Here is a 23,192-nt window from a genome sequence, read left to right on the forward strand (position 1 = left end):
AAACATTACAATGCCGTTGGCAATGACTGAGTGTCAATAATTCTCTTTTTATAAAAGATTTTTTGGAAAGAAGACAATACACTACTGTCAATCCATTTAGAATGTGAAGCAAAAAAAGTATCGGCAACCTTGATATATTCTTTGGGAGCTTCACATTTTCTCAATGAATTGGAAATTAACATCATCCCTTTAAGTTTAGACTTAAAGAATCTATTTTTTAATCCATTGCGGTACAGAAAATCAAAATAGACCTCTGCATCGGCAATGTTGAGATTTGCCAATTCAGTCTGAAGCTCTTTCCAGTAGTAGTTCGTCATTTCTGACGATAAAATAACCACTAACAAGCTCCGTCCTTGCAAGGGGATTATTTGAAATTCTTTATTTTCCATTTTACCAATTATTACATATATTATTAATAATAACAAGGCAGTCCTTAATAATGTTTACGGCTTCATCGTATTCAAGGGTTCTACTTGTTTCCACATTAAAACTGTCCACATGGAATGTCGAGTGCCTATGTTGATTGAAGAATGAATATCCTCGTTCCAAAGCCTGCTTCAAATGCAGATTGTTGTCATACGTTCCGATACCACTTTTAAAGCAATACGCCCCACTATTATTTTTCTGAAAATATGTCCCGTATTCGTCAAAATCAGGCGCATCTTCCAAAAGACGAGTGCGCAATACCGCATCTAACGCTTTCAAAATGCCAAATGTATAACATCCATAATCATCCACCTTAACCGCAGAGTTAGCCAAATTGATTGAAGTATTGATAAAGTTTTCTATCACACTTCCATCAATATGCTCTCTGTTTCCAATATACTTGCTAAGGTCGTTGTCTAATGCATAGCCGGCACGTGCTTGGATAGCAAACACTTCTTCTATAGCTTCGGAAGGAATGGAAGATATAGCTTGCAACACTTCGGTTATAAATTCCACATAAAATGATGTGATACATCCTTGTACCATTAATGTTCCGTTATTATAAAAGATAACAGAAACCTTGGCATCGTATTTCCCTTTCAGATGATATTGGTTCCGGATGTTCGGATTCTTATCCGTGTTTACTTCGGAAACAACGACATTATTATATTCTTTTACCGCTGAAATCAATGTATCAAAATCATCGCTCCTTACACCTTTCAATTTGAAGCATTTTTGATCCATATCCGGTATCGCAGTCTGTTTTACAATATACTCCCAACAATCCTTGCAAATTCCATTCAAAGTTCCATTCTTGCCTTGTATATTATGAGAAACTTGTCCACCAGTAATAAAACAATTTAATGTGCTTTTTTCCTGATTTTTTATATTGATAATCTCTATCTGCTTTTGCTTTCCTTGGTTACATTCCTTTATGTGAAGCGTATAAGCAGGGCGGGCAGCAACAAATTCTTTTGCCACTTCATCTATTTTCTCAATAGCCAGAGAGTATTTTTTAGTCGCCATTACATTCAAATTGGTCTGCAAAGTTATACATTTTATTTATATTACAATGTAGATCAGTATATTATTAACTATATTATTAATTTACAAGTGAACTACATGGTTGTTTTTTAACAATTGTGCTTAAAAGCCTTTACGGGTACAAGACCTTGAAATCCCGTGGGCTGCCGCCGTCTGTCAAGCCGTCCTGCCGGAGCCGCCGGAGGGTCTCGGCTGCCGATCCGCTGCCGAAGTTGCGGACACAGTACAGGCGGGAGAAGCGGAAGCGGCGGAGGTGGACGAGCAGGTGCTCCACGGTGAAGACACCCAGCTCCCGGCACGCCCGGACGATGCGCTGCGACAAGCCGAAGGCGTCGAGCGGGGTGTCGAGCAGGCGGCGGAGCCTGCCCGGTCTGCCGGGCTTACCCCGCTGCTGTGCCACGTCCTCGTAGATGGTGGCGACCCGGTTGCGGCTGAACAGGGCGGCAAGGGATGCGCCGTCGATCATCAGGATGCCGTCGAAACGGGCGTAGGCGATGTGGTTGCCGTTCATCCAGAGGGTGATGCGCAGCTCGTCCGTACCGCAGAGCCGGGCGGCTTCCGCCACGGTGATCCAACCGATGCCGTTCATCGCCTGCGCTCCTTTCCTTTGGGCTTGTCCGTGCGGGGCGGGAACCCGTACACGGTGCGGAAGTCCTTGTCGAAGGTGAGGTACGCATCGAAGGGCTTGCCCTCCCTGCTCCTGAAGCCTTTGATAAGGGATGTTTTGCCTTTGGTTACAAGGTCGGTAATCTGGCTGTCGGTGAGTTGCTTCTCCCCCTTGCCACGGAAGACGGTAAGCCCACAATCGACGTTGCTGCACTTGGCGACCTTCGGGTAAAGGAGGATGCGACCGGAACGGCACTTGGGGCACGGGATATGTCCGCCGTCCGCCACCGATACCTGCACTTGCAGGAGTTCTTCGGTAATCTGGGCGGCATAGATCTCGATGCCCTTGCGGAAGGTGTCGGGATTCATCTCCCCGATCTCGATCTTGGCGAGGGCGGTCTCCCACTGCCCGGTCATCTCGACATCGGCGATGCGCTTGTCCTTCACTATCTGATACACGGCAAGCCCCTTGTCGGTCGGCACGAGGCTCTTCTTCTCCCGGCGCACGTAGTTACGGGCAAAGAGGGTCTCGATGATGGAGGCACGGGTGGCGGGCGTGCCGATACCGTTTCCTTTCAGGCTGTCCCGCAGCTCGTCGTCCTGCAACTCCCTGCCGCAATGCTCCATCGCCGAAAGCAGGCTGCTCTCGGTGTGCAGGGGACGGGGCTTGGTCTGTTTCTCCACGCACTCCGCCGATTGCAGGGGAAAAGACTCGCCGGGCTGCAAGGGCGGCAAAGCGGCTGTTCCCTCGTCGTCCTCGTCCCGCTCGCCACGCACGGCACGCCATCCGGCAGACCTGACGACCGTTCCCTTGGCGGTGAACACGCTGTTCCCCGCCGTGAAGGAGACGGTGGTAACGTCCTTGAGGCAACGGGCGGAGAAGGCTTCGAGCAGGCGGGCGGCTACCATGTCGTACACCGTGCGCTCGTCGGCGGACAGCTCGCCGGGCAGACACTCGGTGATGATGAGCGCATGGTGGTCGGTAACTTTCCCAGCGTCCACGCTGCGGCGGTTGAGCGAAGCCCCTTTCAGGGCGGCGGCATGGGCGGCGAAAGCCGGGTACCGCTCCAGCAGGGCGATGCGGTCGGGTATCTCGTCGAACACATCGTCCGAGAGGTAGCGGGAGCCGGTACGGGGGTAGCTCAACACCTTCTTCTCGTAAAGCGACTGGGCGACGGAGAGGGTCTTGTCCGCCGAGAAGCCGTACCTGCCGTTCGCCTCTTTCTGCAAGGCGGTCAGGTCATAGAGGAAGGGAGGCTCTTGGCTCACCTCCCTGCGCTGCACGTCGGCAACCTCCACCGTCCCCGTTGCGGTTACAGCGGCGAGGGCGGCGTTTGCCGCCGGAAGGGTTTCGTAACGCAATTCGGAGATGGCGGCGAAGGGCGTGCCGTCCTTTTCCGCCGTAACCTTCAGCCGGAAATAGGTCTGCGGGGTAAAATCCCTGTTCTCCAGATAACGGGAGCAGATCATCATCAAGGTGGGCGTCTGCACCCGTCCGAGGGAGTAGATACCCTGCCCGGCGGCGATGCTGAGAGCTTGGGTGGCGTTCAGCCCAATCTCCCAGTCGGCGATGGCACGGGCTTCGGCGGCACGGTAGAGGTTGTCGTAGTCGCTGCCGGGCTTGAGGTTGTCCAGCCCTTCCCGGATGGCACGGTCGGTCAGCGAGGAGATCCAGAGGCGCAGGCAGGGTTTGCGGCAGCCAAGGTAATTGTAGATGTACCGATGAATGGCTTCGCCCTCACGCCCGGCATCGGTCGCCACGACGATACGGTCGGAACGGTCGAAAACCTCTTTGATGACCTTCAACTGTTTGAGCACGCCGGGGTCGGGCTTGTACTCCTTGCCCTCCCGTATCTGGCGGGGGATGTACTTGAACTCCTGCGGCAGAATGGGCAGGTTCTCACGCCGGAAGCCCGCATAGCCGTATGCTTCGGGCATGGCGAGCTGGACGAGATGGCCGAACGCCCAGGTAACGAGGTAGCCGTTACCTGAGAGGTAGCCATCGTGCCGCTCCCGGACATTCAACACGTTTGCTATATCCTTCGCTACGGAAGGTTTTTCAGCGATGACTGCTGTAATCATATTTCTTTAAAATTTAACGGTTTGACAAAAGTTATCCCGCCGCTCGGACGGGATAACCGGGTAATTCATTTACAGAATGGCGGGGGAAATCAGCGGCGGACACCCCGGCTGCGCTTGGGCTTGTCGGGCTGCTCCTGCTTCTGTGCCTGTTTCCGGTCCTCTTTCTGCTCCTGCCTGCGCTCCTGCTGCTGTTTCTGTTCCCCGGTGGGTCGCTGCTGTGCGGATTGCAGGGCTTCTTTCAGGTTGCGGGTTGTCTCGACGGTCTTGCCCTCGGAATTGACCGCCACCTGCACCTCGTTCTCCACGGCGGGCTTGACACGCCCCTCTTCGAGCGCCGCATTGTAGTCCTTGGGGAACATGAAGGCGGGCTTCTCGCCGGGCTTCCATGTGATGTAGCCTTGGTAGGCTTTTCCTTTCTTGTCCACCAGACCGGAGACCTTGACCGTTCCCCCGGCTTCGAGTTCGAGGCGGGACTTCTCGGTAAGCTCCTGCTTGCGGAAAGTCTTCGGCACCTCCTGATTGGCGGTCTGTTTCAGGTTCGCCTTGTACGCATCCATCGCCAGCCTGCCCCGGTCGCCGAAGAGAAATTCGAGCTGCATCTTGGCTGCGCTGAACTGCACGGGAGCCGGGTAAACTTTGGGCTGCTCCCCCTCCTTGGCTCTGGAAAGGAACCGGCAGACCACCGCCTCGCCCTGTTTGAGCCGGGCTATCTCGTCCGGGGTGAAGGTATGCCCGTTCTTCTCCGCCGGGATATTGACCTTGGAGAGCGGGAAGGCGACCAGCTCGTTGGTCTTGAGGTTGCGGCTGACAAGAGCTTCGACCTGTTCGCCCGCCCGGTTGGTGACGGTCGCCGGGTGTCCCATGTTGCCCGTCTGCCGGAGCACCTGCTTGTCGGAGTCGGTGATGTCGTAGCCGAAGAACTGCTTCTGCATCTTCTCCGGGTCGAGGATGCCGTGGCTGCACACGGTCAGCCTGCCGTCCGTGCCGGGCTTGAGCGAAAGCTGGCTGTCGTTACTGTGCGAGATGCCGTCGAAGTGGAAATGCACCCGGACGGTCTTGTCGGTCTGGAAGCCCCGGAGCATCTGGTCAAGCATCCCGTTGCCCTCAATCTGCTCCCGCTGCACGCCGAGTGCGGCGAGGCTGTTCCAGTCGATGTCCTCCGGGCGGTACTTGTACTGCGGGTTCTGTTCGGTCTGCCCGGCGGACTGCTGCGGCACACCTTCGGGCTGTTGCTGCTGCCCGGCTTGGGTCTGCTGCTGTGCCTGCACGGGCGGCTGCACCTCGTACTGTGCGAGGAGCGGTTCGCCCGTCTTGACGGACTGGCTCTCCCGTTGCCGAAAATCGGCGGCTACCCGCTGCACCTCCTCTTCCGGCACACGGAAGAAGTGGAAACGGGTCGGGTCTTTCAACTGGTTCCAGAGGTTGGAAAAGAAATTTGAAAACATATCGCCGTGGCGATCCACCCGCAGGAGGTCGTTGTTGTCCTCCAAGGGGTTCTTGGTCTGTAACTCGCCGTCCTTTACTCCGCTGACGGCTTGGAGCGTGCCTTTCTCGTCCATGACGAGCAGGATGTCCATTAACTGTTGGCTACTGTCCGGTCGTTCGTCCATAATCTGGTAAATTTAAATGGTGAATACTATTGGTTCTCAAACGAAACCGGGCGTAAATATAAAGGGAAGCAGACGGGAAACCTGCAAGTCCGGTGCGGGCTGTCCGCACTTGTCGTCCGGTTCGCAGGTTTGTCGCCGCCCTTTCCTGTGAAAAATACAAAAAAATCCATGTCGTCCACACATTTTTCTATCCCGAAAACGAGGACAATCCGTTGTTTTCGTTATATTTGGAACCTAAATATAGGTGCGGTCATGCCGTGCCTGATTGAAAATCCGGTAACGGGAAACACGCTTTGTCGTTGCCACCCATGAGATGCGTATGAAAGTCTATCAGAGCAAACCGAGAATAAAACTTTCACCTGCCATCCGTGACGGGCAGAAATACGTGGAAGTGGAGTTCGACGAGGACGATGCCATCCGGCTGTCGTTGTCGAAAGAGAAGGGCGTGCGGTTCGAGGAGGACAGAGCCTACCTGCCGGAAGAAGGGTTCGACCTGTCCGGCTTTTTCGACCGCCATGTGGAAACGGCGTATATTGACTACTCCGCCCTGAAAAACACCCAGCCCAAGAAGAGCGGAAAAACCAGCCCCGCCATCCCGCCCGGCTATGCCGAGACGCTGCGGCAACTGCGGTACAGCGAGCATACCGTCCGTGCGTACACCACTTACTTCAAGGAGTTCCAGCAATACTTTGCGGGAAGAAATCTCCGCTACATCCGACTGGAAGAAATCAACGCCTACATCGTACACCTGATTGACACACGGGGGATCTCGTCGTGCCAGCAGAACCTGCGCATCAACTCGATCAAGTTTTATTTCGAGAAGGTGCTGGGATTGGAACGGAAATGTTACGAGGTAAAGCGAGCCAAACGGGAACGGACGCTGCCCGACGTGCTGAGCAAGGAGGAGATAAAATCCATCCTTGACGCAACCGGTCCGGACATCCGGCTGTTCTGCATGTTCTCTCTGCTCTACTCCGCCGGGTTGAGAATCAGCGAGCTGCTGGACTTGAAGCCACACGACATCAACGTGAGCCGTTCGCTGATACGGGTACGGCAGGGCAAAGGGAGGAAAGACCGCTACACGCTGCTGTCGAAGCCCCTTGTCAGGAAGCTGACCGAGTACGCCAAGCTGTACAAGCCGCAGGAATGGCTGTTCGAGCGGTACAAGGGCGAACCGTTCACGGAGAGCATCGTGTCGAAGAAGCTGAAAGAGGCGGCGAAGGAAGCCGGAATAACCAAGCGGGTGTACCCCCACCTGTTGCGGCACTCGTTCGCCACGCATCTGATCGAGCAAGGCACGGACTTGAAAATCGTGAAAGAGCTGTTGGGGCACAACCAACTGAAAACGACGGAAATGTACGTGCATATATCCGACACTTTCAAGAGCAGCATCCGCACTCCATTGGATGATATTCTTGAAAGTGATAATGAGATAGTTAAATAAGAAAATAACAGCGAAAACCGCTGATAATTACATGTTAGTCGCTTGAAAAATAAAAAAAGAAAATGAGTAAGATAATGATATGGGTCGGTCAATTCGATTCCGAAGCTGACTTTGAGAAATATATGGATCAATCGGCTTTCCGTCAATGGTGGAAAGATTACGATGAAGACAATAAGGAACTTCGTTGCCAGTTCTGTAAGGAGCTTGGTGTAATGAGCTATGATGAGGATTTTCTTATTATGAAATTCACATCTGACGGCTTGGCAGGATTACTTAACCTTATTCCTGCTGATACCCAAAAGATAAGTCTGTCGATGGCTGATAAAAATATTACAATGGCAAATGCTGTTATCTGCTATAATTGTCGTGAGGGTATATCTCCTAAGAAGGCAGAGAATACCACAACCATGACTTATCTTGGTACGTTTGAGTTTGAACTGTCGCCTGAAGGAATGCAAGGGTCTAATGCTGGATTAGAATATATGATTTGGATTGGCACAACCGCTAAAAGTCGGGAAGAATTTATGGAGTATTTCAATCAAGATGAGTACATGAAAGAAATACGAGATTACGAAGAAGGTCGTACAAAGAAACGTCCCAATCCGGAACATCGCTGTCAGTTCTGTAAAGACGTTAATATAAAGTATTACTATCCAGAATTTCTAACTGTGGAAATTAAGGATGAACCCGAAAATCCTTTTAATCTTGTTAGAATGATGATTGATAACAAACTTGTCCTTGACTGGTATATTGAGTCCGATATTGATGAATACCACATAAAGCCATCAAATTGTATTGTGTGCTATATACCCAATGGTTTCAAGGACAACAAAAGGAATCAAAAAATCTTTATTAAGAAGAAAAATTATGATTCATATGAAACACCTGAAAAATTTGTGAATGAATTAGACAGTTACAACGGTATTCAATATTTGGAAACTTATATTGCAGAATAAAGCGACTAACAAACGGATAAATTTCCCTTAAAGGTCGATTATCCACTGGACATTATCAATGTGCAAAATAAAAAATAAAAGTAGTATGGAACTGAAACAATATCTTAAAACGAATTGCCACTGGGAAAATCGGGTAATCATAAGCCCGAATGAGCTTGTGGCAATTTATTCTAAAGCAAACTACCAACCGACTTCAAAGTTGATAGATTTCCTTATTTATTTCTACAATCAGGAATTTCAGTTTCCAAAAGTGGATGTGCATTTTAATCTAAAGAAAACATTAAACGATAATCCGCATTACTTATTCTACGACCAATTTTGTGAACTACTCCATGTTTCGGATATTTGTCCTTTTGGGGAATACGAACATGGATATATGGTCTTGCTTGTTGATAGTAAAAACAACATATACGGCGTAATGGATGATTATGTTGAACGGTTTGGAAATGATTATTTCAAAATGCTAAATCAACTTTATAATCGGTAAGGCATTGATAACAAACAGCAGACCGACTGAATAAGCGGAACGTTGCCGAACATTATGGTAGAAGTAAAAGAATAAAAATATGAGAAATAGTAAAATTGATAATGTGATAAATCTGACGGCATCGGAAAGATATGATTACTTCATCCGTAAAGTTGCAGATTTTGAAGAAGTCTGGGGCTTAAAGGATGCAGAAGGATGGGCTTTAATGGGAAGTGAAGAACAAGTATTGTTTCCAATATGGAGTGAAAAGGAATTTGCTGAATTGTGTAAATGGGATAATTATCAGCCAACTCCAATTCCTCTTGATGACTTCATGGAAAAATTGCTGCCTAAGTTAGAGAAAGACAGTGTTATGTTGGCTGTATTCCCTTTAACACAAGGAAAAGGTATTATTCGTAAAGTTCAAGAGGTAAAATCTGATATAGAACAAGAATGTGAACAATATGAATAAATTACCATAACATACGGATTAATCTCCCCTGAAAGGTCGGTTAGCCAATAAATATTACAGCTATGGATATAACGAATAGAATTATTGTCGCCTTACTGGAACGAATGAAAAGTAGAAACAAGAACTTTTCATTATCAAGACCTAAGTTTCATCAGTTGTTTCAAATAAATCCCGATGGCTACTTATGGTATGGCAAGAAACTGGAGCGGCATTTACTTAACAAATATGGAGAATCGGCTGATACATTGAAATATCTTGATATGTATTATTTCATTGACAATATCGTGCGGTTGTATTACATGCCTAAAAATTCAAATTCGGAGGAAAACGAGTTTGGAAAGCTATACGCTTATGGCTCCATAATAGGGTTACACCGTTGTCATATTCCAGATAAGCGAATATATCTGAACCGATTGTTAAACACTTTACTATTCTGTTGTCCGACTTCTGAAGAATATATCCGTAGATTCCGCTGGCAAAAAAACGGTATATATTACAAATCGCAGGATGTGGAAGTTCTTATTGCCGATACATTTACAGAAATACGGGAATCGGACAAACAATCAGAATCCATTGAAATAGTTGAGTCAATAGTCAATGAGACATACCGTTATCTGGTAGGCTCAAATACGGGGCTTCCATTTGTTCGTTCGGAAACTTTATTGCACTACAACCTGAACCCATCTGATTATATGTGGCTGTATCAGCACGATAAGGAATTGTTTTATACTTATCTTGATATGGCAGCATTACAGTCGGAGATTTTCAGTTACAAGTCATTTGTGTACAATTTCAACTTGTATATTCTAAAAGACACAAATATATTGGATGAATTGTCCAAATATTCCAAGTGTTATGAAGCCGTTTTAGAATTGCTTTTCAAATCCGATTCAATTATGCAGAACTCCGTTATTCGGCAAATCAAATTATGTAGAAATGAAGATACCATTAAACAGAATGACAGATTGGATGCTATTGACAAATGGCTCAACTCCCTAAACAAGATTGGTTAGCCACAGAACATTAAAAAACGGTGACTGTATCTAAAGATTCCCATAAGTATTTCTGTATAAATATAATATTATAAGTAAATGGAATGGCTGAGCAACATATATCAGAATTTTGAAGGGCTACTATCAAATTTAGCCCAATATATTCAATCAAATCCTAAAGTAGGTCATTTAATTGGTATATTTTTATTGTCAATTTGGCTCATCGGGCTTATATTCAATTGGAAGTGGACGTATAAGGGGAACGGTTCTTATGGATGGAACAAGTTACTCGAAGAATTAGGTCCTACTACTTTCCGTTTTTGGTTAGGGGTATTTATAACTATCTGTCTATTGATTATGATTTATATTTATATTAAGGTATGATAGAACCGATGCTTATTCTCTTGCCGTTTATCATGCCCAATGTATAAATCCGAAGTGAAACATCAGTGCGAAATTCACCACGGTCAAGGCGATAGCGATAAGGACTATTTTGGCGAGCTTCCTGCCGGGATGTTTCATCTTTCCGTAATATTCACGGAGCGCTTCACGCCGCCCGGCTGTGTAGCGGAGCTGGCAGAACAAGTCGGGAAGAAAGCAGAGCATCATCCATACAACAAAAGCAACAATCCAACTGAAATAGCGAAACATCAACGGTGTTCCAAGCGGTACGAGTATGGCAAAGAGCCAGCAAAAGAACAACAGCATACGCCCGTTAAGGTTGTTATGCTCCCTTTCGTGCCATATCTCGGCTACATACCACATATAGTCGATGAAGCAGATCCGGTATTTGCGATTGTCCTTATCCATATCATTACAAAAATAATGTATTTTGCTCACTTAATCATTACTTCATACCGAAAAACACCACGCAAAATAAAAAATACCTCGCCGGCTTTTGCCGACGGGTATTTTTATCCTCACTTGTCCTTAATCAGATGCGACAGCTCCGGGTCTGCCTTGATGCGCTCGATTTCGTCGGCGACAATCTGCCTGACCTCGTTCTTGATGCGGTAGTAGTTGGCGTCGATCTGCTGCTGCATGGTGTCGTTGCCGTCCTTGTCGGTGAAGTCGATGATCTGCGGAATCTTCACGTAGCGGGCGGTCTCCCGCTTGACCTGCTCGTTGTCCACGACAATCTCGGCATGGAAAATCTTCTGCTCGATACGCTCGTCGAAATTGTCGGCTACCGCCCCGACGAACATACCCTGTGTGAGGGTGGAAATCTTGCTCGCCGGGATAAGGCTGTCCATCTGGGTGTTGATGGAGACGGAGGTTTCGTTCCGGTTGATGGTCATGTTCTGCCGTTTCTGCAAGACCTTGCCGAAACGCTCGGACAGTGTCTTGGCGGTTTCGGCAACTACCTGACCAGCAAAGACATTGCCGACCGTATTGCAAATCACAGCGGACTCTTTGTCCCCGTAATCACGCTTCAACTGGCTAAAATCCTGAAAGCCGAGCATGACGGCTACCTTGTTGCTTCGGGCGGTGGCAATCAGGTTATCCAGCCCACGCATGTAGATGGTGGGCAGCTCGTCGATAATCACGGCGGATTTGAGCCGTTTCTTCTTGTTGATGAGCTTCACGATGCGGGAGTTGTACAGTCCCAACGCCGCCCCGTAAATGCCCTGCCTGTCGGGATTGTTACCGACTACGAGCACTTTAGGCTCTTCGGGATTGTTGATGTCGAGGGTGAAATCGTCCGCCGTCATCACCCAGTAGAGCGCCGGGGAAATCATGCGGGAAAGCGGTATCTTGGCACTGGCTATCTGCCCCTGCAACTGCTCCACCGCTGAGGATTCCCATGCGTCCATGAAGGGAGAAAGGTAGTTCTCCAGCTCCGGGTACGAGGTGAGGATGGGAAAAATGTCGGCGTACTTGCGGTTCAGGAACTCGATGGCATGGGGGAAAGTGCAATACTTGCCGTTCTTGTAGATTTTGAGATACCATATAATACTGGCTAACAGAATGATAGGCGATTCTACGAAAAAGTCGCCCTGCTTGGAAATATCGGGTAAGTCAAGGGCATTGCTGCCCCCTTCTCCCCTAAGAACCGTACATGAGAGTTTCCCCTCATACGGCTCAAGCAACTCAATATTTCTATTTGTTGTTAGAAATCGGCTCATACTTTCAACATTTTCGTTTATTTCGCTTGTAGCAGTTGTTGTGGACAAGTTGCCGTACAATCGAACCACCAACAGATATTTCGTTGACGTTCCATGCTTTTGTACAATCTATTTCCTTGCCGCATAACGGACAAATCCGGTTCTGCTTGTTCCATAAATATAAGAGAGACTTACGTCCCTTGAGAGATTCCAGCATTTGTTGCTCCTTTCGCTGAAAGAAATAATCATCGTATTCCGGGTCGAAAGGGTTTGCCTCACCTTTGATTTGCTTGTACGGGGTATAATGTATATCCGACAACCTTTTAAGGGTCAGGTAGTTCACTTTCTTGCTCTTGGTTTCATATTTCCATGCAAACGTCCATTTACGCCCCCGAATTTCATGCCAATATTTGTCTGCAACCCAAGACTTGCGTTTCTTTGGATGGCGACGTAAAGCCCATTTCTTCGTGAGATTGTAAATGTGATTGTCACAACCATGAAAAGCATCGGTTGATGCACCATATCGGTAATAGTTGCCCCAACCTGTGATTACAGGATTAAGCATTCGTATCAGCGATTCCTGCTTACACATTTTATGTCCTTTAACGATGTCACCGATTTTTGCCCTGAAGCGTTTCTGTGCATCTTTGGACGGGGATGTGTATAGCCTTTTGCCAAACTTCCTCACATTGAAACCTAAGAAATCAAAACCGTCGTATATGTTCGTAATGGTAGTTTTCTCTTCGGATAAGGTCAGCCCTCTTTCTTTGAGAAATTCTATCACGATAGGTTTGACTTCGTTTTCCAATAGCTCCTTATCTCGACCTGTGATTATAAAGTCATCCGCATAACGAATAAGGTTTACCTTGTAGTGGAATGTCTTATTGTTGCGCCATAATCTTTTGAATCTTTCAGCCAAGAGTGGTTGAAGTCCGTCAAGTGCTATATTTGCAAGTGTCGGTGATATGATACCTCCTTGTGGTGTACCCTCTTCTGTCGGGAATAGTTTGCCATTGAATACAGCTCCACATTTCAGCCATTTTCTGAGTATCGTCTTATCCATAGGGATATGATTAAGAAGCCAGTCGTGGCTGATATGGTCGAAGCAGCCTTTAATGTCTCCCTCCAAAATCCATTCGGGGGAATGCTGGCGGTTTAGAACCGTATCAATCTGACGGATAGCGTCCATTGTCCTGCGTTTCTTGCGGAAACCATAAGAAAAGCGGTCGCCTGTCGTTTCGGCTATCGGTTCCAATGCCATGAGATATAATGCCTGCATCGCCCTGTCTTTCATTGTCGGTATTCCCAACGGTCGGAGTTTACCGTTCTTTTTCTTGATGTGAACCCTACGAAGCGGCTGCGGATTGTAACCACGACGTTTCAGTTCACCGATTGCTTTGTACTTGCGCTTGGGAGAATCCCAAAGCTGTTTATCTACTCCAGACGTTTTCTTCCCTTTGTTGGAAGTAACCCTCTTTACCGCCAATGCCTTGGCGTAAAAAGAGTGGGTCAGCATCCACTGCAAGGCTTTCACCTTGTTATGTCTGCCTTCCTTTTGAGCCTTTACAATACGCGCTTGTAGCTTTCGGACATAGGCTTCACACTTGGACCAGTCCATGCCGTCCCAAGTTAGATTCCTACTATCAGCAGGCGCACACGATGTTTTAGTTTCGTTCATTTGCTTTCCTCCTTTTGAAAGTTCTAAAAGTTATCTTGTAAAGAGTTACCATATACGGAAGTCTGCCCACTTTCGTGTCGGATGATGTCACCAATAACAACCCGTGATGTTGATTCAATCCGTATCCACCCCATTACAGGGTGGCATTCGCTTTTTCCGTTATCTCATACCTGCACCCCATTCGGCTTGCCTTGCGGTTCGCTTACTCGCATTCTTACGAGAGAGATACAGGCTTGCCCTGTTCCACGTAATTGACAAACGGATAGTTTAGGTTCTGCCAAGTCCGCCGGCAGTGCTGTGTCCGTGTAACCCCAACATGGGCAAGGGTTATCCGACTGCTTACCTTTTGGTGAGAGCTAAAGTATCTTGCGCTCCTTCAAACCTTACGACGGCTAAAGTCAGTTCACTTACGTTAACCATGCTATCCAGCCTCGCCACTCAACGGTATGATACTAACCGTCCTTGACATTCCCTCACGGTTCAGTCTTGTCCTTTCGGAAAGTGTACTTTGTCCTATAAGCTTGGCACAACCCATCACTGGAGATGCACCTTATAGTAGGCTACCGCTGACGGAACAGCGGGTTAAATCATGCAATTAATATCACTGTCTAACAATCAATTACGTGACTTTACAGGTCACACCCACGTTCGGTTCAAATTTAACATAATCGTGTAGGCACTCTCGTAGGCATCGGATATGTCGGTCATGAAGTCGGGGTGGATGGGGTTGCAGCGGTGGCTCTCCCTCGGGTTGTCGAAGTTTATCACGTAGAACTTGGGCTTGACCTTGTAGCCGTCCAAATGGGCGAGCAGGTGGTTGTAAGCTATCTCGGAGAGGTCGGGGTACTTGAAATCATACAGGAAAAGCGAATAGCCCTTCTCGATGGTCTGTTTGATGTACTGATTGATAATTGCATAGGACTTGCCCGAACCGGGCGTGCCCAAGACCATCGTCGCACGGAAGGGATTGACAAGGTTGATCCATCCGTCATACGCCCTGCCCCGGAACCAGAAGCGGGTGCGGAGGTTGACGGAATACTCGTTCTCCTTCAGCTCGGTCTCCTGCATGAAGGATTCGTTCTCGACGTTGAACACGTCTTCGAGCAGGTCGGTCTTCAGCAGGCGGGACATCCACAGCCCCGCCATGAGCAGGCAGATATACCCGGCGGTAAGGGTGGCGATATACAGCACGGTGCCCGCCGGAAGCGACAGAGGAAGGGCGAGCAGCCACCCGTTGCCGAAAAAGAGCAGCAAGCCGGACACGCCGCAAAGGATGATCCTGCGCCACGTGATTTTCTGCTCCTTCACGCCCTTTGTGCCGAGGCAGCTAAGGGCGAGGAACAGCACGGCGAAGAGCTTCGTCCAGAGGATACTGGAGAACAGCCCGGCGGTACGCTGGAAGCCGAGCAATATCCTATCGACAACGCCGATGTCGATGCCCCACTCCCGGACAGACTGGTAACAGAACCAGTAAATATTGATGACTACAAATAAAATGCTTATCGCACGCATGAACTCCATGACTTTGGCGAGTCCACGCAAATCGTCTTCGTTTTGCATAATTCGTTGAAAATTAATGATAAAACTTCGTTTTATTATGTATATGTACTTTTTCTTTTGTCTTGATACAAAAGAAAAAGATACCAAAAAGAAAAAGTCAAGACTGCATTTTCTCGCTACTCCACTTCGCAATTTTCGGGGACAAAAAGAACTCGCTACGCTCAAACAGCTTTTTGTCCTTATCCGAAAATCGCTGCGTTCCGCTTTACGCTGCGAAAATGAGGTCGGTGTGCCATGCGGATGGGCATTGGGCATTGTTACTGTTGCCTTCCATATTTGCGTTTTTTCTTCCTTTTTCGGGGCGGTACGGGCTGGTCGCCGGAGGCTCCGCCGGGTACGGGGGCAAAGAGGTTGAAGGCGGCCGCCACGTTTTGGGTGCTGCCGTCCTTGTGGTCGGGACGATAGCCGGTATCGTGTCCGTCCCATTGGGATGCGCCCGTATGCTCCTGCTGCCGGGTGGGATGTTCCACTCCGGCGGAGGGTTGCGGCAGGTGAATGCCTTCCTGCCCGGTGAAAAGGTCGTTGAACACGCCTGCGGAGAACTCCTTGCCCAGACGGGAGCCGTTGAAGACGGCTTTGGCGGCATGGTCGATGAAGGTCGCCCCATAGATGCGCCCGGCTTCATTCTGACGGAATACCACGCCGATACCCTGCCGCATGAGTTCCCGCTCGAACTGCGCCCGGTCATGCCCTGCGGTCTGCATGGCGGCGGCAACCTTTCCGGCGGTGGCGGCGGCGACCTCCCTGTGGGTCTTTTCCCATGCGGCAGCGTTGTGCATCCGCCTTTCGAGGGCTGCGACGCCCGCCTCCTTGCCGAACACGGAGGACTTGAAGGGCTTGCCGACCTTGTTGCCCTCCCTGTCGGTTGCCGAATAGGTCAAGCCGTGATACTCCCGCCCGCCGTATTCCCCCTTCACCTCGTCCACCGTGATGCCGTAAAGGGAAAGGACGGCACGGTATTCGCCCAGTGTACGGAAACGCCACTCCCGGGCGAGCGGGCGGATGACTCCTGCCAACTGCCCCTTGAGGTTGCCGTCCCCGTAACCGACGGGCGACAAGGGCAGCCCCTCCTTCCACTGCTTGGGCGTAGCCGGGACAAGATCGAACTGCCGTTCCAGCTCCCGGCAGACCTTCATCGAACGCCCGTGCTCGTAGCTGTCGGAAATCGCCCGCCCGGTTTCGTCCACCCGGACGGAGACGATGTGCAGGTGCTCCCGCCCGATGTCGTTGTGGCGATAGACGATATAGGGCTGGTCGCCGAAGCCCATGCGCCGCATATACTCCTCCGCCAAGCTGACAAACCGCTCTTCGCTCAAGCAATCCTTCGGGTCGGGATTGAGGGAGATGTGCAGGACGGGCTTCTCGGTCTTGCGATTGGCTGTGAGGTAATCACTGAACGAGCGGGAAAGATGCCCTATCGTGTAGGGGTTATCGCCCTGCGGCTCGATAATCCGGCTGGTGAAAAGCACGTCGGCGTGCCGTTCGTCCACCTTCAACTGGTTGTAGGCAAGCACCCCGTACAGGCTGCTGCCGTGCGAGATCTTGGCTATCATCGGACGGGGTATTTGCTTTGGAACTCCTCCACCAGTGCGGAAATCCGCTTGCTCAACTCGACCAGTTCGAGGGTGTGCCGCTCCAGCTTGTAGAGGAAAGCGAGGGCTTTCTTCTCCGAGAAATTGGATTTGAGCGCACGCACGCATTGGTTGTAGTTCGTGCCTATGGCACGGAACTGCGAGTGGAAAGTGGTCAGGCGCATGTAGAAATCCTGCGTCCCCTTATCCAGTTTAATGACCTTAATCTCCCTGCCGAAAAGTGCGGAAACGATAAACTCCGCCTTGGTCGCCTTGCCCGACTCGTCGAAAAGCGCGAGGAAACGGGCGTTGTCCCCGTCGTCCAGACGGAACACGTAGCGGTGGCGCATCTTGTCGGGCTTGGGCTTTCGCCCGTGGTTGCCCGCATACTTCTTCTGATTGTCCATCATCCTGTAAAATTTTAAGTGAAACATGGTCTGAAAACGCCGTATGCCTACGGCTCTCCCCCGTGAGCAGCCCCCGACTCCGGAGGGGGATGCCACATCGAGGGGGCAAGGTGGTGGTGAGGCACGAAATTCATTTCGAGTGCCGCAGCACACAACTTGCCATTTTCGTTTGAAAATAAAATCCGTCCTGCCGGACAGATTGGGGATGCCCTTGCCTGCTGCGGAGTGCCGGGGCACTCCCTCGGGCGATTGCCGCTCTTTTTCATTCTTACTTCATTTTGGTTTCCGCCTGCAAAGTAACAGCCCTTTCCCCGTCCGGACACCATACCCGGATGCGACAAACCTACGGGTGGAAAGACAATGCACGACACGTTGATAATCAAACGGATAAACTATCGGTATTTTGATATTCCTTTGCGCCGTGGAAGCGGTGAAACGACTGTCCGGATAGACAAGGAAACAACCGGACAGCCGAACGGCTGACGGTCTTGCCGGACAAACGGACGGATGATTGGCTAAACAGCCAAACGGCTAAATGACTAAACGGTCAAACGGCTGGACAGCCGGACAAGCGGGCAGTCGGATGATTGGATGGATGCCGGGCTGAATGTATGACCGGATGCCTGAACGGATGAACGGACGGCAGAGTGGCTGAAAAGCTGACCGATTGAGTGAACAGAGAAACGGCTGCACGGGCAGCCGGATGAATAACCAACAGAATGACGATATGGACAGACAGACATTGAACGTGGCTTTCGCCACACAGAAAGGCGGCAGCGGCAAGACGGCTATCACGGTGCTGGTGGCGGGCTACCTGCACTACCGCTTGGGGTGTCCGCTGGCGGTGATCGACTGCGACTTCCCGCAGTACAGCCTGTACGAGATGCGGGAACGGGACAGCCGGGCGGTACTGGAGAACGAATACCTGAAACGGGCGGCTTACGAACAGATGCGGCAGCCGGGGCGTGCCGCCTATCCGGTGCGCAAGTGCCGGGTGGAGCAAGCCCCCGACACGGCAAGGGAGCTGGCGGCGGAAGGCTGCTACGACCTGCTCTTCTTCGACCTGCCGGGCACGGTGAACTCGGCGGGCATCCTGCGCACGATCGCACAGATGGACTACATCTTCGCCCCAGTGAGTGCGGACAAGGCGGTGCTGGAAAGCACGCTCTCCTTCCTCGACGTGCTGCAACGGATGATGCTGGGCAAGGAGACGAGCCGCTTGAAGGGGCTTTACCTTTTCTGGAACCAAGTGGACAAGCGGGAAACGAGCGGGCTGTACGAGAAGTACGGGCAGGTGGTCGCCGACATGGGGCTGCCGATGCTGCAAACCCGCATCCCCGACACGAAACGCTTCCGCAAGGAGGCGGACGGCACGGGACGGACGGTGTTCCGCTCCACGCTGCTGGCTCCCGACAGGCGGATGCTGGCAGGCAGCGGCATCCCCGAACTGACCCGTGAGATAGCGACCATCCTCAAACTGGAAGGCTATGAAGAAGCAGCGGAATGAGAAGCCCATCGACGAGGAGCTGCTGATGCGGATGATGGCGGGCGAGGCGGCAGGGACGGGAGAACCGGGAACCGGAAAGGAGGAAACCGCCGTGCCGGTGGAGAAGGCGCAGGAAGGGAAGGCGGCGGACACAAGACGGCGCAAGGGAAGGCAGGCGGACTATGAGACGACCTTCCTCAAAGGCATGGACATCCCCGCCCGCTACGGCAAGCCGGTCTATGTGCGCCGTGAGTACCACGAGCGCATCGCCAAAATCTCGGTGATGCTGACGGGCGGCAAGGTGTCGCTCTCGGCATACATCGACAACGTGCTGGCGCAGCACTTCGAGCAATACCGGGAGGAGATCGAGGCGGCATACGCCGGGAAACTGGAGAACCTCTTTTAAAAAGGAAGGAGGAAACGGCATGATACTGAAATTATCGCTCACCGTCCTGCTGCTCTATTACCTTGTCGTGCTGTGGAAATACTACCGGCAGGACATCACCGGGATATTCGGGACAGCGGAGACGGACGAAGACACGGACGGAACGGGAAAGGAACCGGGGCAACCGGGCGAGCCGTACACGGTCATGGGAGAAAGCACCTACCTGCCCTTCGGAGCGGAGGACGGGGAGGAAGCGGCAGCCGGGGCCGTGGACGAACCCGCAGCGGAGGACGACGGGGCGGACTACTCCGACATCGAGCCGGAGGAGGACGAGGAGGAGACGGACTATGAACCCACGCCGGAGGAGATCCGGGAACTGGAGGAGGAAGAGGAATTAGAGGCTTATTACCCGGACGGCAACCCCGACTTCGCCACGGGGTACTCTTTCGATGACCTGAAAAAGGTGCGCCGGGTACTGGTGTCGGACAATGCGGACGAAAAGGCGGAGCGGGAAGCCCGTGAAGTGCTGCCGTCCGTGATGGGGTCGGACATCTGGGAGGCGATGCTGGACGAGTTCGAGGGCGCACGTGAGCGTGTCGCCCGGCTGATGGACAACCATAATGTTTAATTAAAATTTTAAAGACAAATGAGACAAAAGAGAATCTTATTCACGGCGGCCTGCATACTGGCTGCCGTGGGCGCAATGGCGCAGGGAAACGGGCAGGCGGGCATCACGGAAGCCACGCAGATGGTTACCTCGTATTTTGAACCGGGGACGAAACTGATTTACGCCATCGGTGCGGTGGTCGGCTTGATCGGAGGGGTGAAAGTATATGGGAAGTTCAGCTCCGGCGACCCCGACACGTCGAAGACGGCGGCGAGCTGGTTCGGAGCCTGCATCTTCCTGATTGTAGCCGCCACCATCCTGCGTTCGTTCTTCCTGTAAAACAGCGGACTATGGACATGGAAATCAACAAGGGGATCGGCAGGAACGTGGAGTTCAAGGGGCTGGAAAGCCAGTACCTCTTCATCTTCTGCGGCGGTCTGCTCGCCGTGTTCGTGGTGTTCGTCATCCTGTACATGGCGGGCGTGAACCAGTGGGTGTGCATCGGCTTCGGCGTGGCTGCGGCTACACTGCTGGTATGGCTGACCTTCCGGCTGAACGCCCGGTACGGCACGCACGGGCTGATGAAGGCAGCCGCCCGCAGGAGGCATCCGAGGTACGTGGTGAACCGCCTGAAAATCCCCCGATTATTTATCTTTAAACACTGGCAAGAATGAAAAACGTAATGAAAGCGGCGACGCTCGAAAGCAAGTTCCCGCTGCTGGCGGTGGAGAACGGCTGCATCGTGAGCAAGGAGGCGGACGTGACGGTCGCCTTCAGGGTGGAACTGCCGGAACTGTTCTCCGTCACGGGGAGCGAGTACGAGGCGATCCACTCGGCTTGGCACAAGGCGGTGAAGGTGCTGCCGGAGTATTCCATCGTGCACAAGCAGGACTTCTTCATCGAGGAGAAGTACCGGCCGGAAACGGACAGGGACGACCTTAGCTTCCTGAGCCGGAGCTTTGAGAGGCACTTCAACGAACGCCCGTTCCTGAACCACTTCTGCTACCTGTTCCTTACCAAGACGACGAAGGCACGGAGCCGTCAGGAAAGCACGTTCTCCACCCTCTGCAAGGGCAGGCTTGTCCCCAAGGAGATCGAGGACCGGGAGACGGTTACGAGGTTCCTCGAAGCGGTCGGTCAATTCGAGAAGATCATGAACGACAGCGGGCTGGTTACGCTGCGCCGCCTCACGACGGACGAGATCACCGGGACGGAACGGTCAGCGGGCATCGTGGAGAAGTACCTCTCGCTCTCGCAGCACGACACGACGGTGCTGAAGGACATCCAGTTGAACCCGGAGGAGATGCGCATCGGCGACGACATCCTCTGCCTGCACACCCTCTCGGACACGGAAGACCTGCCGGGCAAGGTGGCGACGGACAGCCGTTACGAGCGGCTCTCGACCGACCGCTCGGACTGCCGGCTGTCGTTCGCCGCCCCGGTGGGCTTGCTGCTGGACTGCAACCACTGCTACAACCAGTACATCTTCATCGACGACCACGGGGAGAACCTGAAACGCTTCGAGCAGACCGCCCGGAACATGCACTCGCTCTCCCGCTACTCCCGCTCCAACCAGATCAACAAGGCATGGATCGAGGAATACCTGAACGAGGCGCACTCGAAAGGGCTGACCTCGGTACGCTGCCACTGCAACGTGATGGCGTGGAGCGACGACCGGGAGGAACTCAGGCGCATCAAGAACGAGGTAGGCAGCCAGCTCGCCCTGATGGAGTGCAAGCCGAGGCACAACACGGTGGACGTGCCCACGCTCTTTTGGGCGGCGATACCGGGGAACGAGGGGGACTTCCCCTTCGAGGAGAGCTTCTACACGTTCATCCCACAAGCCCTGTGCTTCTTCACCGAAGAGACGAACTACAAGGACTCGCTCTCGCCCTTCGGCATCAAGATGGCGGACAGGATGACGGGCAGACCGCTGCATCTGGACATCAGCGACCTGCCGATGAAGAAAGGGGTGATCTCGAACCGCAACAAGTTTGTCCTCGGTCCGAGCGGAAGCGGCAAGTCGTTCTTCATGAACCACCTCGTGCGCCAGTATTACGAGCAAAACAGCCACATCGTGCTGATCGACACGGGCAACTCGTACCAAGGGCTGTGCGAGCTGATCCACCGCAAGACCAAGGGCGAGGACGGGATTTACTACACGTACACGGAGGAGAAGCCCATCAGCTTCAACCCCTTCTTCACGGACGACTACAAGTTCAGCGTGGAGAAGAAGGACAGCATCAAGACGCTGCTGCTGGCGCTGTGGAAGGGCGAGGACGAGAAAATCACGAAGACGGAGAGCGGCGAGCTGGGCAGTGCGGTGTCGGCGTACATCCGCCGGATACAGCAGAACCGGGACATCGTCCCCTCGTTCGACACCTTCTACGAGTACATGCTGAACGATTACCGGAAGGAGCTGGCTGCAAGGGACATCAAGGTGAGCCGGAAGGACTTCAACATCGACAACTTCCTGACCACGCTCAGGCAGTATTACAAGGGCGGTCGCTACGACTTCCTGCTGAACTCGAACGAGAACATCGACCTGCTGCACAAGCGGTTCATCGTATTTGAAATTGACAGTATAAAAGATAACGCCGAACTGTTCCCCGTGGTTACGATCATCATCATGGAAGCCTTCATCAACAAGCTGCGCCGCCTGAAAGGGGTGCGGAAGATGCTGATCTGCGAGGAGGCTTGGAAAGCCCTTTCCTCGCCGAGTATGAGTGAATATCTGAAGTACCTCTATAAAACTGTCAGGAAATATTTCGGCGAGGCGATTGTCGTCACGCAGGAGGTGGACGACATCATCTCGTCCCCCATCGTGAAGGAGGCTATCATCACCAACTCGGACTGCAAGATCCTGCTCGACCAGAAGAAGTACATGAACAAGTTCGACGGCATCCAGTCGATGCTCGGTCTGACGGACAAGGAGAAGTCGCAGATACTCTCCATCAACCTCGCCAACCATCCCGGACGGAAGTACAAGGAGGTGTGGATCGGTCTGAACGGTGTGCAGTCGGCGGTGTATGCCACGGAGGTATCGGCTGCCGAGTACCTGACCTATACCACCGAGGAGAGCGAGAAGACGGAGGTGTTCGCACTGGCGGAAGAGCTGGGCGGGGATTTGGAGCTTGCCATCAAGCGGCTGGCGGAAACGAAGTATAAATAATGTGCCGATGTGCTGACTGGGAGCGGCGGACAGGCTGCCGGACGGATGGTTGATTGACCGGACGAACGGCTAAAGGGTCGGATGACTGACCAAACGGCTAAACGGTCAAACGGTTAAACGGTT

At 51.7% G+C, this 23,192-nt stretch carries 23 protein-coding genes and 2 pseudogenes; 14 read left to right on the forward strand and 11 right to left on the reverse strand.

Translation table 11 applies throughout. The features are described 5' to 3' along the window. Positions 1-5 precede the first annotated feature (5 nt). From NQ510_RS00895 to NQ510_RS00915, 5 genes are all read right to left on the reverse strand, one after another. Positions 6-389: a type II toxin-antitoxin system RnlB family antitoxin gene (locus NQ510_RS00895; RefSeq protein WP_005647599.1), complete on the reverse strand. Its 384-nt coding sequence runs from the start codon at positions 387-389 to the stop codon at positions 6-8. Between the two features lies 1 nt (position 390). Continuing rightward, entirely contained in the window at positions 391-1,452 is a 1,062-nt protein-coding gene (locus tag NQ510_RS00900) for a type II toxin-antitoxin system RnlA family toxin (RefSeq protein WP_005829926.1), read from the reverse strand. Between the two features lie 130 nt (positions 1,453-1,582). Then, on the reverse strand, positions 1,583-2,059 hold the full coding sequence (locus NQ510_RS00905) for a hypothetical protein (protein ID WP_005647596.1): 477 nt from the start codon (positions 2,057-2,059) through the stop codon (positions 1,583-1,585). Beyond that, entirely contained in the window at positions 2,056-4,158 is a 2,103-nt protein-coding gene (locus NQ510_RS00910; protein ID WP_005647594.1) for a type IA DNA topoisomerase, read from the reverse strand. Before NQ510_RS00910 ends, NQ510_RS00905 begins: the two co-directional genes overlap by 4 nt. Before the next feature lie 89 nt (positions 4,159-4,247). Then, the gene (locus NQ510_RS00915) at positions 4,248-5,768 is read right to left on the reverse strand and encodes a DUF4099 domain-containing protein (RefSeq protein ID WP_005647593.1); all 1,521 of its coding nucleotides are present in this window, start codon (positions 5,766-5,768) and stop codon (positions 4,248-4,250) included. 16 nt (positions 5,769-5,784) lie between these two features. Here NQ510_RS00915 and NQ510_RS00920 point away from each other — a divergent pair, with 16 nt between their 5' ends. The 7 genes from NQ510_RS00920 to NQ510_RS00950 all read left to right on the forward strand — a co-directional run bounded on the left by NQ510_RS00920 (position 5,785) and on the right by NQ510_RS00950 (position 10,482). Further along, on the forward strand, positions 5,785-5,919 hold the full coding sequence (locus tag NQ510_RS00920; RefSeq protein WP_259004987.1) for a hypothetical protein: 135 nt from the start codon (positions 5,785-5,787) through the stop codon (positions 5,917-5,919). Positions 5,920-6,081: 162 nt separating this feature from the next. Continuing rightward, positions 6,082-7,212 carry a tyrosine-type recombinase/integrase gene (locus NQ510_RS00925; RefSeq protein WP_005829920.1) on the forward strand — a complete coding sequence of 377 codons (1,131 nt, stop codon included), beginning with the start codon at positions 6,082-6,084 and terminating at the stop codon, positions 7,210-7,212. 62 nt (positions 7,213-7,274) lie between these two features. Then, positions 7,275-8,168, forward strand: a complete 894-nt coding sequence (locus NQ510_RS00930) for an immunity 22 family protein (protein WP_005647542.1) — start codon at positions 7,275-7,277, stop codon at positions 8,166-8,168. 85 nt (positions 8,169-8,253) lie between these two features. Then, positions 8,254-8,655, forward strand: a complete 402-nt coding sequence (locus NQ510_RS00935; protein WP_005647540.1) for a hypothetical protein — start codon at positions 8,254-8,256, stop codon at positions 8,653-8,655. A gap of 79 nt (positions 8,656-8,734) precedes the next feature. Continuing rightward, positions 8,735-9,106 (forward strand): DUF2750 domain-containing protein, encoded by a 372-nt coding sequence (locus NQ510_RS00940; RefSeq protein WP_005647538.1) that lies wholly within the window; start codon positions 8,735-8,737, stop codon positions 9,104-9,106. A 62-nt stretch (positions 9,107-9,168) separates the two neighbouring features. After that, complete coding sequence (locus tag NQ510_RS00945) at positions 9,169-10,119, forward strand: hypothetical protein (RefSeq protein ID WP_005647536.1); 951 nt, start codon at positions 9,169-9,171, stop codon at positions 10,117-10,119. Between the two features lie 78 nt (positions 10,120-10,197). Continuing rightward, entirely contained in the window at positions 10,198-10,482 is a 285-nt protein-coding gene (locus NQ510_RS00950) for an immunity 17 family protein (protein WP_005647534.1), read from the forward strand. A gap of 30 nt (positions 10,483-10,512) precedes the next feature. Here NQ510_RS00950 and NQ510_RS00955 read toward each other — a convergent pair whose 3' ends face one another. The 6 genes and pseudogenes from NQ510_RS00955 to mobA all read right to left on the reverse strand — a co-directional run bounded on the left by NQ510_RS00955 (position 10,513) and on the right by mobA (position 17,419). Next, on the reverse strand, positions 10,513-10,908 hold the full coding sequence (locus tag NQ510_RS00955) for a hypothetical protein (protein WP_005647533.1): 396 nt from the start codon (positions 10,906-10,908) through the stop codon (positions 10,513-10,515). Between the two features lie 110 nt (positions 10,909-11,018). Continuing rightward, positions 11,019-12,107 (reverse strand): annotated as a pseudogene (locus tag NQ510_RS00960) (TraM recognition domain-containing protein); the annotation flags it as partial. A gap of 121 nt (positions 12,108-12,228) precedes the next feature. Next, positions 12,229-13,881, reverse strand: a complete 1,653-nt coding sequence (gene ltrA, locus NQ510_RS00965; protein WP_004308488.1) for a group II intron reverse transcriptase/maturase — start codon at positions 13,879-13,881, stop codon at positions 12,229-12,231. A gap of 639 nt (positions 13,882-14,520) precedes the next feature. Then, positions 14,521-15,441 (reverse strand): annotated as a pseudogene (locus NQ510_RS00970) (YWFCY domain-containing protein); the annotation flags it as partial. A 257-nt stretch (positions 15,442-15,698) separates the two neighbouring features. Continuing rightward, positions 15,699-16,994 carry a conjugal transfer protein MobB gene (mobB, locus tag NQ510_RS00975; protein WP_005829906.1) on the reverse strand — a complete coding sequence of 432 codons (1,296 nt, stop codon included), beginning with the start codon at positions 16,992-16,994 and terminating at the stop codon, positions 15,699-15,701. Continuing rightward, the gene (gene mobA, locus NQ510_RS00980; RefSeq protein ID WP_004327358.1) at positions 16,991-17,419 is read right to left on the reverse strand and encodes a conjugal transfer protein MobA; all 429 of its coding nucleotides are present in this window, start codon (positions 17,417-17,419) and stop codon (positions 16,991-16,993) included. Before mobA ends, mobB begins: the two co-directional genes overlap by 4 nt. A 360-nt stretch (positions 17,420-17,779) precedes the next feature. Between mobA and NQ510_RS00985 the strand changes: the two genes are divergently transcribed. From NQ510_RS00985 to NQ510_RS01015, 7 genes are all read left to right on the forward strand, one after another. Then, positions 17,780-17,902: a hypothetical protein gene (locus NQ510_RS00985; protein ID WP_005829899.1), complete on the forward strand. Its 123-nt coding sequence runs from the start codon at positions 17,780-17,782 to the stop codon at positions 17,900-17,902. A gap of 244 nt (positions 17,903-18,146) precedes the next feature. Beyond that, on the forward strand, positions 18,147-18,926 hold the full coding sequence (locus tag NQ510_RS00990; protein ID WP_005840599.1) for a ParA family protein: 780 nt from the start codon (positions 18,147-18,149) through the stop codon (positions 18,924-18,926). Beyond that, the gene (locus NQ510_RS00995) at positions 18,907-19,311 is read left to right on the forward strand and encodes a DUF3408 domain-containing protein (RefSeq protein WP_005647514.1); all 405 of its coding nucleotides are present in this window, start codon (positions 18,907-18,909) and stop codon (positions 19,309-19,311) included. Before NQ510_RS00990 ends, NQ510_RS00995 begins: the two co-directional genes overlap by 20 nt. 19 nt (positions 19,312-19,330) lie before the next feature. After that, positions 19,331-19,918 carry a DUF4122 family protein gene (locus tag NQ510_RS01000; RefSeq protein WP_005829895.1) on the forward strand — a complete coding sequence of 196 codons (588 nt, stop codon included), beginning with the start codon at positions 19,331-19,333 and terminating at the stop codon, positions 19,916-19,918. Between the two features lie 18 nt (positions 19,919-19,936). After that, the gene (locus NQ510_RS01005) at positions 19,937-20,236 is read left to right on the forward strand and encodes a DUF4134 domain-containing protein (RefSeq protein WP_005647510.1); all 300 of its coding nucleotides are present in this window, start codon (positions 19,937-19,939) and stop codon (positions 20,234-20,236) included. Between the two features lie 11 nt (positions 20,237-20,247). After that, positions 20,248-20,571 (forward strand): DUF4133 domain-containing protein, encoded by a 324-nt coding sequence (locus NQ510_RS01010; protein ID WP_005647508.1) that lies wholly within the window; start codon positions 20,248-20,250, stop codon positions 20,569-20,571. Next, positions 20,568-23,069 (forward strand): TraG family conjugative transposon ATPase, encoded by a 2,502-nt coding sequence (locus NQ510_RS01015; protein WP_005647504.1) that lies wholly within the window; start codon positions 20,568-20,570, stop codon positions 23,067-23,069. Before NQ510_RS01010 ends, NQ510_RS01015 begins: the two co-directional genes overlap by 4 nt. Positions 23,070-23,192 lie beyond the last annotated feature (123 nt).

This window comes from Bacteroides uniformis, assembly GCF_025147485.1.
GTDB lineage: Bacteria > Bacteroidota > Bacteroidia > Bacteroidales > Bacteroidaceae > Bacteroides > Bacteroides uniformis.